The sequence below is a fragment of the Streptomyces sp. Isolate_45 genome (assembly GCF_024721315.2).
Classification (GTDB): domain Bacteria; phylum Actinomycetota; class Actinomycetes; order Streptomycetales; family Streptomycetaceae; genus Streptomyces.
In genome coordinates this window covers 1-12964 of record NZ_JANFAK020000092.1, presented here as the reverse complement: position 1 = coordinate 12964, position 12964 = coordinate 1, and the positions used below count along the sequence as shown (strand labels likewise).

12 protein-coding genes and 1 pseudogene are annotated in these 12964 nt (G+C 71.7%); 7 read left to right on the top strand and 6 right to left on the bottom strand.

Features of this window, described 5'->3' with window-relative positions; all coding sequences use genetic code 11:
• Nucleotides 1–14: 14 nt before the first annotated feature.
• Entirely contained in the window at nucleotides 15–917 is a 903-nt protein-coding gene (locus tag NOD94_RS26280) for an RNA polymerase sigma-70 factor (protein ID WP_281208585.1), read from the bottom strand.
• Nucleotides 918–1096: 179 nt separating this feature from the next.
• Here NOD94_RS26280 and NOD94_RS26275 point away from each other — a divergent pair, with 179 nt between their 5' ends.
• From NOD94_RS26275 to NOD94_RS26265, 3 genes are all read left to right on the top strand, one after another.
• Nucleotides 1097–2155, top strand: a complete 1059-nt coding sequence (locus tag NOD94_RS26275; RefSeq protein WP_281208584.1) for an FAD-dependent oxidoreductase — start codon at nucleotides 1097–1099, stop codon at nucleotides 2153–2155.
• 194 nt (nucleotides 2156–2349) lie between these two features.
• Nucleotides 2350–4458 carry a SpoIIE family protein phosphatase gene (locus tag NOD94_RS26270; protein ID WP_281208583.1) on the top strand — a complete coding sequence of 703 codons (2109 nt, stop codon included), beginning with the start codon at nucleotides 2350–2352 and terminating at the stop codon, nucleotides 4456–4458.
• 162 nt (nucleotides 4459–4620) lie between these two features.
• Nucleotides 4621–5274, top strand: a complete 654-nt coding sequence (locus NOD94_RS26265) for a sensor domain-containing protein (protein ID WP_281208582.1) — start codon at nucleotides 4621–4623, stop codon at nucleotides 5272–5274.
• A 114-nt stretch (nucleotides 5275–5388) separates the two neighbouring features.
• Here the strand turns inward: NOD94_RS26265 and NOD94_RS26260 are convergent, their stop codons facing one another.
• The gene (locus tag NOD94_RS26260) at nucleotides 5389–5916 is read right to left on the bottom strand and encodes a DUF6584 family protein (protein ID WP_281208581.1); all 528 of its coding nucleotides are present in this window, start codon (nucleotides 5914–5916) and stop codon (nucleotides 5389–5391) included.
• Nucleotides 5917–6012: 96 nt separating this feature from the next.
• Between NOD94_RS26260 and NOD94_RS26255 the strand changes: the two are divergent.
• Nucleotides 6013–6243 (top strand): annotated as a pseudogene (locus tag NOD94_RS26255) (hypothetical protein); the annotation flags it as partial.
• Here the strand turns inward: NOD94_RS26255 and NOD94_RS26250 are convergent.
• Nucleotides 6194–7129 (bottom strand): AraC family transcriptional regulator, encoded by a 936-nt coding sequence (locus NOD94_RS26250; RefSeq protein WP_281208580.1) that lies wholly within the window; start codon nucleotides 7127–7129, stop codon nucleotides 6194–6196. The pseudogene NOD94_RS26255 and the gene NOD94_RS26250 sit on opposite strands and share 50 nt — an antisense overlap.
• An 89-nt stretch (nucleotides 7130–7218) precedes the next feature.
• Between NOD94_RS26250 and NOD94_RS26245 the strand changes: the two genes are divergently transcribed.
• A complete protein-coding gene (locus tag NOD94_RS26245) occupies nucleotides 7219–8151 on the top strand; it encodes an NADP-dependent oxidoreductase (RefSeq protein WP_281208579.1) in 933 nt (310 codons plus the stop codon).
• 177 nt (nucleotides 8152–8328) lie between these two features.
• Here the strand turns inward: NOD94_RS26245 and NOD94_RS26240 are convergent, their stop codons facing one another.
• From NOD94_RS26240 to NOD94_RS26230, 3 genes are all read right to left on the bottom strand, one after another.
• Entirely contained in the window at nucleotides 8329–8799 is a 471-nt protein-coding gene (locus NOD94_RS26240) for a protein kilB (RefSeq protein ID WP_281208578.1), read from the bottom strand.
• Between the two features lie 157 nt (nucleotides 8800–8956).
• A complete protein-coding gene (locus NOD94_RS26235) occupies nucleotides 8957–9478 on the bottom strand; it encodes a hypothetical protein (RefSeq protein WP_281208577.1) in 522 nt (173 codons plus the stop codon).
• A 36-nt stretch (nucleotides 9479–9514) separates the two neighbouring features.
• Entirely contained in the window at nucleotides 9515–10084 is a 570-nt protein-coding gene (locus NOD94_RS26230) for a hypothetical protein (protein ID WP_281208576.1), read from the bottom strand.
• A gap of 178 nt (nucleotides 10085–10262) precedes the next feature.
• Between NOD94_RS26230 and NOD94_RS26225 the strand changes: the two genes are divergently transcribed.
• Nucleotides 10263–11480 (top strand): serpin family protein, encoded by a 1218-nt coding sequence (locus tag NOD94_RS26225; protein WP_281208575.1) that lies wholly within the window; start codon nucleotides 10263–10265, stop codon nucleotides 11478–11480.
• 257 nt (nucleotides 11481–11737) lie between these two features.
• Nucleotides 11738–12736: a UDP-glucose 4-epimerase GalE gene (galE, locus tag NOD94_RS26220; RefSeq protein WP_281208574.1), complete on the top strand. Its 999-nt coding sequence runs from the start codon at nucleotides 11738–11740 to the stop codon at nucleotides 12734–12736.
• Nucleotides 12737–12964 lie beyond the last annotated feature (228 nt).

Below are 12964 nucleotides of genomic sequence, written 5' to 3'. Positions count from 1 at the left end.
CCCCCGGCGGCGGGTCAGCGGCTCACGGCTGTCTCCCGTTCCATGCGCGTCAGCTTCTCGGGGTTGCGCACGGTGTAGAGACCCGTGACGAGGCCGTCGTCGATCCGCACGGCCACGACCATGTCGATCTCCCCGTCGATCCGCGTGACCAGAGCCGGGTGGCCGTTGATCTGCGTCGACTCCACCGTCGAGACGGGGCCGAACACCGCAACGCCTGCGGCCAGCGCGCGGGCCACCTTCTCGGCGCCCACGACGGGCCGCGGCATCGCCTGCTTGATGCCGCCGCCGTCGCTCAGGGCGACGACGTCCGGCGCGAGGAGGTCGAGCAGGCCCTGCAGGTCCCCCGTCTCGACCGCCCGTCGGAAGGCCCCGAGCGCGGCCCTGGACTCGGCGGCGGACACCTCGCCGCGCGGTCGGCGCGCGGCGACGTGTGCCCGAGCGCGGTGGGCGATCTGACGGACCGCGGCCCGGCTCTTGTCGACGGCCTCCGCGATCTCGTCGTACCCGAGGTCGAACACCTCCCGCAGCACGAACACCGCCCGCTCGGTGGGCGCGAGGGTTTCCAACACCAGCATCATCGCCATCGACATGCTGTCGGCCAGCTCGACGTCCTCGGCCACGTCGGGTGCGGTCAGCAGCGGCTCGGGCAGCCATGGCCCCACGTACGACTCCTTGCGCCGCGCGAGCGTACGCAGCCGTCCGAGCGCCTGGCGGGTGGTGATCCGGACCAGGTACGCACGCCGGTCCCGCACCACGTCGGGATCGACACCCACCCAGCGCAGCCAGGTCTCCTGGAGGACGTCCTCCGCGTCAACGGCCGACCCGAGCATCTCGTAGGCGATGGTGAACAGCAGCCTGCGGTGGGCGACGAACGTCTCGGTGGCGGCGTCGGGACGGCGGTCGTCCTCATGACTCATGCGGTGTCTCCTGCTTCTTCGTTTGCTTCTTCGATCTCGACCCGGTCATCACAGGACACCGGCCCGACCCGGTCTGTGACACCACGCGCCCTGTGACGCGTGACACGTTCGCGTCGGTGTCACAGACCCCGGACCGCCGGCATCTCATGTCCGACCAGTCACCAAGGCGGGAGGCCGACATGAAGGTTGTAGTGGTGGGCGGCGGATACGCGGGCATGTACGCGGCAAACCGGCTGGCGAAGAAGGTGAAGAGCGCCGAGGTCACGGTGATCAACCCGCGCCCCGACTTCGTGGAGCGCGTACGGCTGCACCAGCAGATCGCGGGGACCGCCGTCGCTGCCACGCCCCTGACCTCGATGCTGCGCGACGGGATCACCTCGCGCGTCGGCACCGTCGAGAAGATCTGCGACGGGGGCGTCCGCCTCGACGACGGGGCGAGCCTCGACTTCGACCACGCGTTCCTCGCCGTGGGCAGCACCGTCGTACCCATGCCGGGAACGGTTCCGGTGGGAACGTGGGAGGGAGCGGAACGGGCCCGCGTGGCGCTCGCCGCACTTCCCGCGAGCAGCACCGTCACGGTGATCGGGGGCGGCGCGACGGGCATCGAGACGGCGGCCGAGGTGGCCGGGGCCAGGCCGGACCTCCGGGTACGGCTCGTGGGCTCGTCCGTTGCCGGCATCTTCTCCCGCCGCGCGTACCGGCGGGTCCGCGCCGGACTGGAGCGGCTGCGGGTCGACATCGTGGACGACGGCGTCACGGAGGCCACCGACGGAGCCGTTCGCCTCCGGTCGGGCGCCGCCCTCGCCTCCGACCTGACCCTGTGGGCGATCGTGGCCGACGTACCCGACCTCGCCGGGCGGAGCGGTCTCCAGGTCGACGCGGACGGCCGTGCGGTCGTCGACGAGTACCTGCGCAGCGTCAGCGACGAACGGATCTTCGCCGTGGGCGACTGCGCGGCCGTGCCCGGAGCCCGTTTCGCCTGCGCGCTCGCGGTACCGCAGGCCGCTCACGCGGTGGACACCCTGGTCCGTCTGACCGAGGGCCGAGTGCCCGAGCCGTACTCCCCGCGCTACGTCGCCCGCGCCGTCACCCTCGGACGGAAGAACGCGGTGGGCCAGTTCACCCGCCCCGACGACACCCTCCGGCGGGGCTACGTCACGGGGCGCACCGCGGTAGTGATCAAGGAGATGGCGTCCCGCGGCGGGAAGTACGGTGCGCGCACGGGCACGGGTGCCTGAGGACGGGGCCCGGGCGGACGTGCTCCCGGGCCCCGCCGGCGCGGCCTCCGGGCGGGACCCCCGCCTGCCGGAGCGTCAGGCCCGGCCCCACGCCGCCCCGCGTCCGGGCGCGGAGGCTGATCGAGCTACTTCACGGCTGCGCGAAGGGCGGGTGGGCCTTCGGTCGTGCAGGCTGGGCGACGGAGGTGATCGCGATGACGCACGAAGATCCGTCCCGGCGGGCGGGGCAAGGCGTGCCCGGGGACATGGACCTGGCGGTGCTGGACGCCCTGTTCACCCAGTCGCCCGTCGGCCTGCACGTCCTGGACACGGACCTGAGGCTGGTACGGATCAACACCGCCACGCGCTCCATGCACGACGTTCCCGTCGAGGACCTGCTGGGGCGTCGCTTCTCCGAGGCCTTCACGGGACTGAACTCCCCGGCCGAAGCCACGCGGATGATCCGCGGGGTCCTCGAGACCGGAGTTCCGGTACGGGAACGGGTGGTGCGCACCCGGCTGGACTCCGACCAGGGCCGGGAGCGGGCCCGCTCGGTGTCGGTGTTCCGCCTGACCGACGAGGAGGGGGTGGTTCTGGGGGTGGCGGTCGCGGTCGTTGACGTCACGGAGGCGGAGGAGGCGCGCGCCCTGCTGCGGGTGCTGGACGCGGTGCGCGAGCGCGTGGGACAGTCCCTCGACGTGATCACCACCTGTGAGGAGCTGGCGGAGGCCCTCGTGGTGGCCTTCGCCGATGTCGCCGTGGTCGAGGTCGTGGAGGCCGTGGTCCGGGGCGAGGAGCCCCCGGCGGGCCCGCTGGCGCAGGACGTGCCGTTGCGGCGTGCGGCGTTCAGGTCCCGTGGGGACGGTCGGCAGGAGCAGGCCCATCCGGTGGGTGACGTGCGCAGTCTTCGCAATCCCACCCCCTACAGTCGGACGTTGACGGACCTGCACCCCCGGATCGTCGCCCTGGACGAGGACAGCCCGTGGCTGGGGACCGACCCGAGGCGGGCCGGCGCGATCCGCGCCTCCGGCGCCCACAGCCTGCTGGTGGCCCCGCTGGCCCTGCGGGGCAGCGCCCTGGGCCTGGTCAGCCTGTACCGCACGGCGGGCTCCTCCCCTTTCGACCCGGGCGATCTCGGTCTCGTCCGCGAGGTGTGCGCCCATACCGCGCTGTGCGTCGAAAACGCCCGCCGCTTCACCCGCGAGCACACCATCGCCGCGACGGTCCAACGACATCTGCTGCCGCGCCACCCCGTGGGGCGGAGCACCGTCGACACGGCTCACCTGCACGTCCCGGCCGAGGACGGGGGCGGGGGCTGGTTCGACGTGATCGCCCTGTCGGGCGCCCGCACCGCCCTCGCCGTCGGCAACGTCTCCGGACACGGCATCCACACCGCGACGATGATGGGGCAGCTGCGCACCGTCGTCCACGCCCTGGCCGCCCTGGACCTGGAACCGGACGAACTCCTGGCCCGCCTCGACGACACCGCGGGCTTCCTGGCAGCGGAACGTACGACCCCGCCCACCGGCCCCGCGCGCCTGCTGCCGCTGTCCGCGAGTTGCCTCTACGGGGTGTACGACCCCTTCGAGCGGACCTGGACCTTCGCCTGCGCGGGCCAGCCGACTCCGCCGGTGATCGTCCGTCCCGACGGGTCGGTCGAGGCCGCGGACCTCGCCGTCGGGCCGGTGCTGGGCGGCGGCGGGGGCTGGCCCTTCGCCACGACGACCGTCGAACTCCCCGAAGGCAGCACCCTCGCCCTCTACACGCCCGGGCTGCTCCCGGTGGCCCCGACCACGAGCCATGACGTCCCGGACGTACTCCGCGAGGCCCTTGCCCATCCGGACCGGCCCCTCCAGGAGCTGTGCGACAACACCCTGTACGCGCTCGGGACCGGCAACGGTGACGGTGACGCGGTCCTCCTGCTGGCCCGCACCCGGCCCTTCCCCGACCACGGCGCGGCCACCCGACTCCTGGCCGACGACCTCTCCGAGGCGGCCGCCGCTCGCGAGTACGCCCGCCGGACGCTCACGAGCTGGGGAGTGGACGAGGACACCGCGGCCGCCACCGAACTGATCGTCAGCGAACTGGTCACCAACGCCCTGCGCTACGGAAGCCCGCCCCTGCGGCTGCGCCTCATCAAGGACCGCTCCCTCACCTGCGAGGTGTACGACGCGAGCACCACGAGCCCGCACCTGCGCCACGCCCGCGCGGTGGACGAGGGCGGCCGCGGGCTGTTCATCGTCGCGCAGCTCGCCCAGCGCTGGGGCATCCGCTACACGGCCACGGGCAAGACCGTGTGGACCGAGCAGGCCCTCGCGTACTGAACCGGGGCACAGCCCGGGAACCCGGTGTCCGGCGGGGGATCCCTGACGGATTTCCTGCCGGGCGAGCCCCATGGTGAGGAACGGCCGGGTGGGGCAAGCCCTACCCTCCACCGGCGGGGTAGCAGGCTCGTCGCGGCATCGCGAAACCGCGATCGTGGTCCCATGACTGACACCGCCTCACGCCCCACTGTGTCGCAGGCGCCCACCGCGCCCGAGCCGCGTGCCCGCCGGTTCCGCAGCGAGCTGGGCTACCTGCTGTCCGGACTACCCCTCGGGCTGGCGGCGTTCACCGTCGCGGTGACCGGAGTCGCCCTCGGGGCGTCCACCCTCGTGGTCTGGGTCGGGCTGCCGATCCTGGCCGGAACGTTGCGAGCGGCCCGGTCCCTGGCCAACCGGGAGCGCCGGCGCGTAACGGCCGTCACCGGCCGCCCGTTGCCCCCGCGCCACCCGCTGCCGTCCGGCACGGGATGGGCGGGAACGCTGCGCGCGGTGCGCGACCCACGGTCCTGGCGCGACCTCGTCCATCCGGTCGTCGCCTTCCCGCTCCAGGTCATCACCTTCAGCGTGGCCCTGACATGGACCCTCGGCGGCATCGGCGAGCTGCTCTACGCCACCTGGTCGTGGTCCCTGCCCCGGGGAGATGACAACCAGGGCCTGGCCGAGCTGGTCTTCGACACCTCCTCGCGGGCCGCCGACATCGGCTTCAACACAGCCATCGGGGTGTTCCTCCTGGCCACCGCGGTCCCCGTGGTCCGCGCCCTGGCCGGACTCCGGACGCGGCTCGCCGTCGCCCTGCTGACCGACCGGGCCGCGTAGGGACGGGCCGCCCGGGCATGCCGGCGCGATCCCTGCCCGGACCGCCGGGGCCCGGTCGTTCATGGCCACGAACACGGCATGACCGCAGTGCCCATCGGGCGGGAGCGTCCTGAGTCAATCGAAGAGGGCAATGAGCCCGTTCACCCAGACCGCGAGGAATGCGAGGACCGCCACCAGCAAGCCGATGCCCACCAGTACGCCGCCGACCGTCCACGGCTCGGAGGGCGACTCGTGTTCCTCGATCAGGTCGTCCCGGTAGGAGCCGGGGTCGTCCCAGTCGACCGGGTGCCCCAGCTCCTCGGCGCAAGCGGTCCGCACCGCGGCCAGTTGCCCCCGCGCGAAGGCGGTGGCGGCGCCCGCCTCGGGGCCATGCCAGGCGAGGGCCTTCATCCGCCAACCGGGCGATCCGTACCGCGCCTCGAAAGCGGCTGTCTCGTCGGCGTTCCGGTCCTCTTCCAGGTACATCCAGCGTCCCGCCTCGGCCGCGTCGTCGTAGAGCCGGTATATCCCGGCCAGTCGACGGCGGAGCGTCAGGTCGTGCGGGAAGGACGAGATGAGACCGCGCAGGCGCTGGCGCGCGATGGGAATCCGGCCGGCGGCCAGGTCCGCGTCGATTCGCGCAAGGGTCTCGTTCAGGGGCATGAACTCATGATCGGATACCGCACCGACCTGCGTCGACCTGGTTTGTGGCCGGCCGTCGCGGCCGCCACGGCCGTACGCCACGTCCGCCGCCCGGAGCACCACCTGGGGGCGAACATCCAGCCGGACAACACCCCTTCGCTGAACCTCGTCCGACGCCTCGGCTTCCGGCACGAGGGCACCTCGACCGCCTCCCAGTACATCGACGGCGCTTGGAGGGACCACGAACGCCGGGCCATCACCGCCGGGAAGGCGGGATGGCGGGATGAGCGGCTCCGCATCAACCCATGCGCCGGTAGGCGCCGGGTGCGGTTCCGTGCGCGCGTTTGAACGCGTTGGCGAAGGCGAACTCGGACGTGTAGCCGACCTGGCCGGCCAGGGACCTCAACGGTGCGTCCGACGTCCGTAGCAGGCGCGCCGCCGTGGTCATCCGCCACCAGGTCAGGTAGCCGAGGGGTGGTTGGCCGACCAGGGTGGCGAAGCGTCTGGCGAAGGCTGCCCGGGAGAGCCCGGCCTCCGCGGCGAGCCTCGCCACGGTCCACGGGGCTGCCGGGTCTCGGTGGATGGCGTGGAGGGCAGCGCTGACGGGCGGGTCGTTCAGCGCGGCGGCCCACCCGGTGGTGGCACCTCGGGCGGGCCGTTCGGCGAACCAGATGCGCAGGATGTACAGCAGGAGCGTGTCCAGGAGCGCGGGTACGGCCGCGTCCGTTCCCAGCCGAGGGCTCTTCAACTCGGCGGCCAGGAGTTCAACGGCCGCACGCAATTCGGGGTCGCGGTCCGACCGCGCCGGCAGGTGGATCAGATCCGGAAGGGTCAGCAACAGCGGGTGAGTGCGGGACGGGTCGAGCCGGTAGGCCCCGCACAACACCACCGTGACCTGTCCGCCCTCTCCGGTCCGGTCGACGCTGTCCGAGGCGTAGGCGTCGTACGGCTCGTGGTCGTCGGGGTCGCAGGCAGGGGCGGCACCGAGCCCTTCGAGGCTGTCGGCCAGTGTGTGCCCGCTGCCGTGGGGGAGGAACACCACGTCGCCCGTGCCCAGTCGGACGGGCTCCGAGTTCGGGGGCAGCAGCCAACAGGAACCCCGCAGGACCACCTGGAATCCCGCCGACCCGGGGACGGCGGCGAACTCCTGTCCCCACGGGGCGTGCCACCGCACATGGGCCGAGCGGGGACGGCCGGTCCGCGTCACCGCGACCACGTCGCTGAGTACATCCATCCGGCGAGGGTACGGGTGCGAGACGCACGCGCATGAACCGGGTACTTCTGCGCATGGATCGTCTCCCCACGTGGTCGTAGATTCGCGGCATGACGATGATGAAGACCGCCCGCATCCACGAATACGGCGATACCTCCGTGATCCGCCACGACACCGTCGCCCGTCCACGACCCGCCTCCGGTGAAGTGCTCGTCCAGGTCGCCGCGACCTCGTTCAATCCCACCGAGTCCGCCCTGCGCGCCGGGCTGCTGCACGCGTTCCTCCCTGTGGACCTGCCCTACACCCTGGGCTGGGACGTCGCCGGCACCGTGGTCGAAATCGGCCCGGGGACGGAGGGCCGCGCCGTCGGCGACCGCGTCGTCGGGCGGCTCGACGGCGGGGGTGCGGCCGCCGAGTACGTCCGCGCGCCCGCCGCCCTGTTGGTGCCGGCCCCGGCGTCCGTTCCGCTCGCTCACGCCGCGGCACTTCCCGTGGCCGGCCTGACGGCCTGGCAGGCGGTGTTCGAGCACGGGAAGGTGACTGCCGGTCAGCGGGTGCTGGTCAACGGCGCGGGCGGCGGCGTCGGAGGCTTCGTTACGCAACTGGCGAAGCATGCCGGAGCCGAGGTGATCGCCACGGCCGGCCCCCGGAGCACCGAGGCGGTCCGGAGGCAGGGGGCGGACCGATTGATCGACTACACGGCCGGTCCGGTGGGCGACGCCCTCGGCAGCCCGGTGGACACCCTGCTCAATCTGGTCCCGCTGAGCCCGCCGGACGCCGCCGCCCTGGCGACCCTGGTGCGGCCGGGCGGACGGATCGTGTCGATCGCGACCCCGATCGAACCGGCAGTCGGCACCGGTGTGAGCGCGAGGCACCTGGTCGCACGCAACGACGTCACGCACCTTGCGGCGCTCGTGGAACTCGTCGACGCCGCCGCGCTCAGCATCGACGTCAGCGAGTCACGTCCACTGGCCGACCTCGCCGACGTCCACCACCTCAGCGAGTCCGGCCGGATCCGGGGCAAGGTCCTCATCATTCCCTGAGCCCCTCAAGACGTCCTGGGGGAAGGCGTCGGACGTGGCGGGTGACGAGGAGCCGGGCCATGGTCCCCTCGACCACCCACCGGTGGAGTCGGACCCGTACGGCCCTCCGCGACGGGTGATCACGGGTCGGCTCCGGCTGCCCGATCCGGTCGGGCAAGTGGTGGCCTGGCCCTACTGTCAGTGGTTGTCGGGGCTCAGCAGCGTGGCGGCCGCGGTGATGAAGGCGACCGATGCCTCCTTGGCCGCGTGCCGGCGGGCGTCCAGGTCGGTCCGGTCCATGGCCTTGCGCAGTACGTAGGTTGCATCGGCGGCCTGTTGGGCGGGGCCGGCCAGTTCGGGGACCAGGATTTGCAGGCGGATGTGGGGCGCGGTGATTGCGGCACGGGTGTCGTGGGACCTCGTCTGGGCCTCCAACTGGTGCTCGGTGCCCGCCTCGGCCAGAGCCAGGCGCTCCCGATGGAAGATCGCCGAGCGGTGCGCGTCCAGGGCGGCCGCGAAGTCGGTGACGGCGCCGAGCTGGTCCTGGCGGTGGCCGTGGGCGCGCTCCTCGACGAGTGCGGTGCGTGCCGAACGGTGCTGGAGGACACCGGCGGTCAGGGCACCGGCAAGGGTGCCGAGTACGGCAACGATGGAAGGCCATATGGACATGGGGGAGTTGGGTCCTCTCCGGTGGTCGGTTTCTTCTGTGATGAGGCCGGTGGAGTGGACAGCCGGGGACGCGGCCGCGCCTTCGGACGCGGCGCCCGTGAGGGTGTGCGACGGGCTCGCGGCCGCCCGCCGCACCGGTCCGGTGGCAGCCCGCACGTTACGGGTGTTGTTCGGCGGCCATGGCCTCGAAGGTCTGCCGCATCATCCCGTCGATGGCGCCCGGCCGTTCGACCAGGGAATCGAAGAGGTCGGCGAGGAGCCACAACACGAAGCCGTGGACCAGAGCCTCTTCCGGCGGGATCGGACCGAATTGCTCTCGCCACGCCACGGTGTCCATGCCCATCGCGGCGGCCATGAGGACGCCGGTGACCATCGGGACCTGAGTCGGGTCGGCCGTCTCGAAGGTGGGAAGTCCGCGGATCACCGCGGGGATCAGATCGTTGAGCGGATCGAGCCGATCCTTGCCGCCGGGTTGCTCGGCGATCAGGTATCCGGTCAACACGCCCACCAGGAAAACCGTGCCCCGGGACACCTCCGCACGCCCGTGGGCGTCCACTGCGGCCCCGACCCGCTGCTGCGCCTGCCGGCGCTCCTGGGCGGAGGTGCGTTTCTCCAGGACCCGGTATGAGTCCCACGCCGCACGGATCGCCTCGTCCACAACTACGCCGTCCTTGGTCATGGAGTGACCGTAGGCCAGATACCGAAGGATGGCTCGTCAGATGTGGCCGATGCCGATGGTGGGGTCGTGGTGGATCAACGTCCGCAAGCCCGGGTGGTACTGGACGCTCTCGCCGGTGAGCAGCACCGGCCGCCCGCAGGCCCTGCCCACCTCGGTCAGGAATCGCAGCACGGCGGCCACACCCGCTCCGTCGAGGACGTCGTCGGGCCACAGCGAGAATTCGATCTCCTCCTCGTCGTAAGGCAGGGCGAAGAACCATACGGCGCCGAACCGGGCCCGGAAGCTGAAAGTCGTCCCTTCCCCGTCCGGCTCGTCACACCAGGCGCGGAAGAGGTCGGCGACGGCGGGCCGTACCGGATCGAGCCGGTCGTAGGGGTGTTCCACCTCGGTCTCGTCGGCCACGGTCCGCAGACGTTCGAGGACCGCGATCCAATCGGCGCGCGTCACATCCAATACCCGGATGTCCCGCAGGCTGCCGTCGATGTGGAAGACGTCGCACATCCACGGCTCGGGGAGGCAACGGGCACGGGTTTCGTACCCGTGGACGCGGCGGCAGACGTCGTGCGACGTTTCCCCGTCCCGGTCCTCGGGCTCTGTCCTTCCCATGGCGCCAGGATACGTGCGGTGTTCGGCGCCGTTCGACTCCGTCGGCGGCGCTCGTGGTGGCCGCCTGCATCAGCTCCTCCCGTCCGGTGCGTGACGGAACGAGGGCACGGGCCGCGTTCGCCGCCCCGGCTAATGTGGATCAAGCCGGTCGGCACGCTTGGACGGGGGCGGGACGAAGATGACAACTGCGGATATCCAAAAGGTCGGTGAGACCGTAGAGGCCGTCAACGGCCTGACGGCACGGTGGGTGGAGAAGGCCGATGCGGGCACGGTCCTTTCTGCCGCCGGGGTGTGGCCGCTGCTCGCCCTCCTGGCCGATGGCGCCGCCGGCTCGGCGCGCGCCGAACTGACGGAGGCGGTCGGACTGCCCACCGAGCGGGCCGCGGCCGCCGCTCGGGAGTTCCTCGGCGCACTCGACGGGCTCCGGGCGGTGGACATGGCGGTGGGCCTGTGGACCAGCCGGAGTCTGAAGGTCCACAAGGAGTGGGCGGCGGGACTGCCTCCGCGTTCTCACGGGACCTTGAGCGGGTGGCCGTGGTCGGACCGGAGAGCACTCGACGCGTGGGCCGCGGAGCGGACCGGCGGACGGATCGAGCGGATGCCGGTGGGCCTGAACAGGGACACCAAGTTCGTGCTGGCGAGCGCGCTCGCCCTGGAAACCGAGTGGATACGTCCCTTCACCGCGGAGTTCGCCCGCCCCCGCTCCGGCCCGTGGGAGGACCGGCAACTGGCCGGACTGCACCGCACCACCTCGCTGATCGACCGCGTCGGCGTGGCCGAGACACCCGCCGGGCAGATCACCAACCTCCGGGTGGTGGGCAACGCCGGCATCGACGTGCACCTGGTCCTCGGAGAGGAGGACGTGCCCGCGGCGCGGGTCCTGAAGGCAGGCATCGACGTTCTCGCGGGTCGGCACGACATCGTGCCGGCCGGTCGGCTCCCGCACGGCACGGCCGGACCCGGCCTCACCGTCAGCAGGGTGCGCCACTTCCGTCCGGCCCCGCCGACGCTCCACGTCAGGACCGTCGCCTTCGACATCCTGGCCAAGCACGATCTGCTCGTCCACGCCGACACCTTCGGGCTGCGCACGGCCTCCGAAGCATCCACAGGACACTTCCCCGGCATCAGCGACCGCCCGACAACGATCCGCTCGGCCGAACAGGCTGCGTCCGCGGCCTTCACCGACAGGGGCTTCAAGGCGGCCGTGGTGACCGCCATGGAGGGGATGGCAGGCAGCGCCCCGCGTCCGGAGACGACGTACCTGACCACCGAAGTGGACGCCACGTTCCACCGACCCTTCGGCTTCCTCGCCGTACACCGCCTGTCGGGCCTGGTCCTCGCAGCCGGCTGGGTCACGGACCCGGATCCGTACCGCGAGTCGAAAGAGGCCTGGTGACCGACCTACCCGGCGGCTGCTGAAGCGGACCACCCTGACGAAAACTCCGGCGAACCCGGCCCCCCACAGCTCGACGAGTGCCGTGGCCATGCAACCAAAGGGCGGGGCTCCCCGTCATGGCAAAGGGGACATCCCCACGGGGACACGACCCTCGCCCCACCTGGCGGCTGCCGGACCGCACACCGGTGTCCCGGGCCCGCCGGGTGGGACGTACGGCACACGCACCGAAGCTCCACCGAACGCTTAAGGAAGAACCCTTGAAGGTACTGATCGCGGGCGGCGCCGGTTTCATCGGCTCGACCATCGCCTCGGCCTGCATCGACGACGGCATCACCCCCGTCATCCTCGACAACCTGGCCACCGGCCGCCGCGAGTTCACCGAGGGCCGGACCTTCTACGAGGGCGACATCTGCGACGGCGCCCTCGTCGACCGCATCTTCGCCGACCACCCCGACATCACCACGGCCATCGACTGCGCCGCCCTGATCGTCGTCCCCGACTCCGTCGCCAACCCCCTCGGCTACTACCGCGAGAACGTGTCCAAGGGCATCCAGTTCCTCGAACACCTCACCCGCAACAACTGCCGGAACCTCCTCTTCAGCAGTTCCGCCTCCATCTACCGGGCCGACCCGGAGGACTTCTCCGTCGACGAGAACTCGCCCCTCGAAACCCTGAGCCCCTACGCGCGTACCAAAGCCCTCTTCGAGACGGTCCTGGCCGACGTCGCCGCCGCCGGAACCCTCAACGTCATCTCGCTGCGCTACTTCAACCCCATCGGCGCCGACCCGCTCCTGCGCACCGGCCTGCAGATCCGTACCCCCACCCACGCCCTGGGCAAGATGATCGACGTCCACCACGCGGGCAGTCCCTTCCCCCTCACGGGCACCGACTACCCCACCCGTGACGGCTCCGGGATCCGTGACTACGTGCACGTCTGGGACCTCGCCGCCGCTCACGTCAAGGCCGTCCAGCAGTTCACGGCCATCACCCGCGACGAGCCCTACCGCGTCATCAACCTCGGCACGGGGCGCGGTACCACCGTCCGGGAACTCGTCACCGCCTTCGAGAACGTCACCGGGGCCCCGCTGACCACCGTCGAGACCGACCGGCGCCCCGGCGACTCCGCCGGTGCCTACGCCCGAGTCGACCTAGCGCAGGAACTCCTCGGCTGGAAGGCCCGGCACTCCCTCGAAGAGGGCATCGCCGACTCCCTGCGCTGGTACGAGCGCCGCGACACCACCCTGACCACGGACTGACCGGCACGACGCCGCTGCGCGAGCGGCAGGCGCGCACGGGTGGAACAGGGCCGCCCCCATGACGTCGGGACATCGCGAAAACGCCCGGCGGGGTGTCCCGGCCGGGCGTTGTCGTGTGTGTGCTGGCGTGTGTGGTGCTGTGTCCGTTGGTGGCTCAGTACCAGTGGTGGGTCTGCCAGAAGTTCCAGGCGCCGACGGGGCTGCCGTAGCGGGAGTTCATGTAGTCCA

Bases quoted from the DNA above. Each gene is read 5' to 3' on its own strand.
- NOD94_RS26230 (WP_281208576.1), bottom strand. From the start codon at position 10,084: ATGGGAAGGACAGAGCCCGAGGACCGGGACGGGGAAACGTCGCACGAC.
- NOD94_RS26270 (WP_281208583.1), top strand. From the start codon at position 2,350: ATGACGCACGAAGATCCGTCCCGGCGGGCGGGGCAAGGCGTGCCCGGG.
- NOD94_RS26265 (WP_281208582.1), top strand. From the start codon at position 4,621: ATGACTGACACCGCCTCACGCCCCACTGTGTCGCAGGCGCCCACCGCG.
- NOD94_RS26225 (WP_281208575.1), top strand. From the start codon at position 10,263: ATGACAACTGCGGATATCCAAAAGGTCGGTGAGACCGTAGAGGCCGTC.
- NOD94_RS26245 (WP_281208579.1), top strand. From the start codon at position 7,219: ATGACGATGATGAAGACCGCCCGCATCCACGAATACGGCGATACCTCC.
- NOD94_RS26260 (WP_281208581.1), bottom strand. From the start codon at position 5,916: ATGCCCCTGAACGAGACCCTTGCGCGAATCGACGCGGACCTGGCCGCC.
- NOD94_RS26280 (WP_281208585.1), bottom strand. From the start codon at position 917: ATGAGTCATGAGGACGACCGCCGTCCCGACGCCGCCACCGAGACGTTC.
- NOD94_RS26235 (WP_281208577.1), bottom strand. From the start codon at position 9,478: ATGACCAAGGACGGCGTAGTTGTGGACGAGGCGATCCGTGCGGCGTGG.
- NOD94_RS26250 (WP_281208580.1), bottom strand. From the start codon at position 7,129: ATGGATGTACTCAGCGACGTGGTCGCGGTGACGCGGACCGGCCGTCCC.
- NOD94_RS26275 (WP_281208584.1), top strand. From the start codon at position 1,097: ATGAAGGTTGTAGTGGTGGGCGGCGGATACGCGGGCATGTACGCGGCA.
- NOD94_RS26240 (WP_281208578.1), bottom strand. From the start codon at position 8,799: ATGTCCATATGGCCTTCCATCGTTGCCGTACTCGGCACCCTTGCCGGT.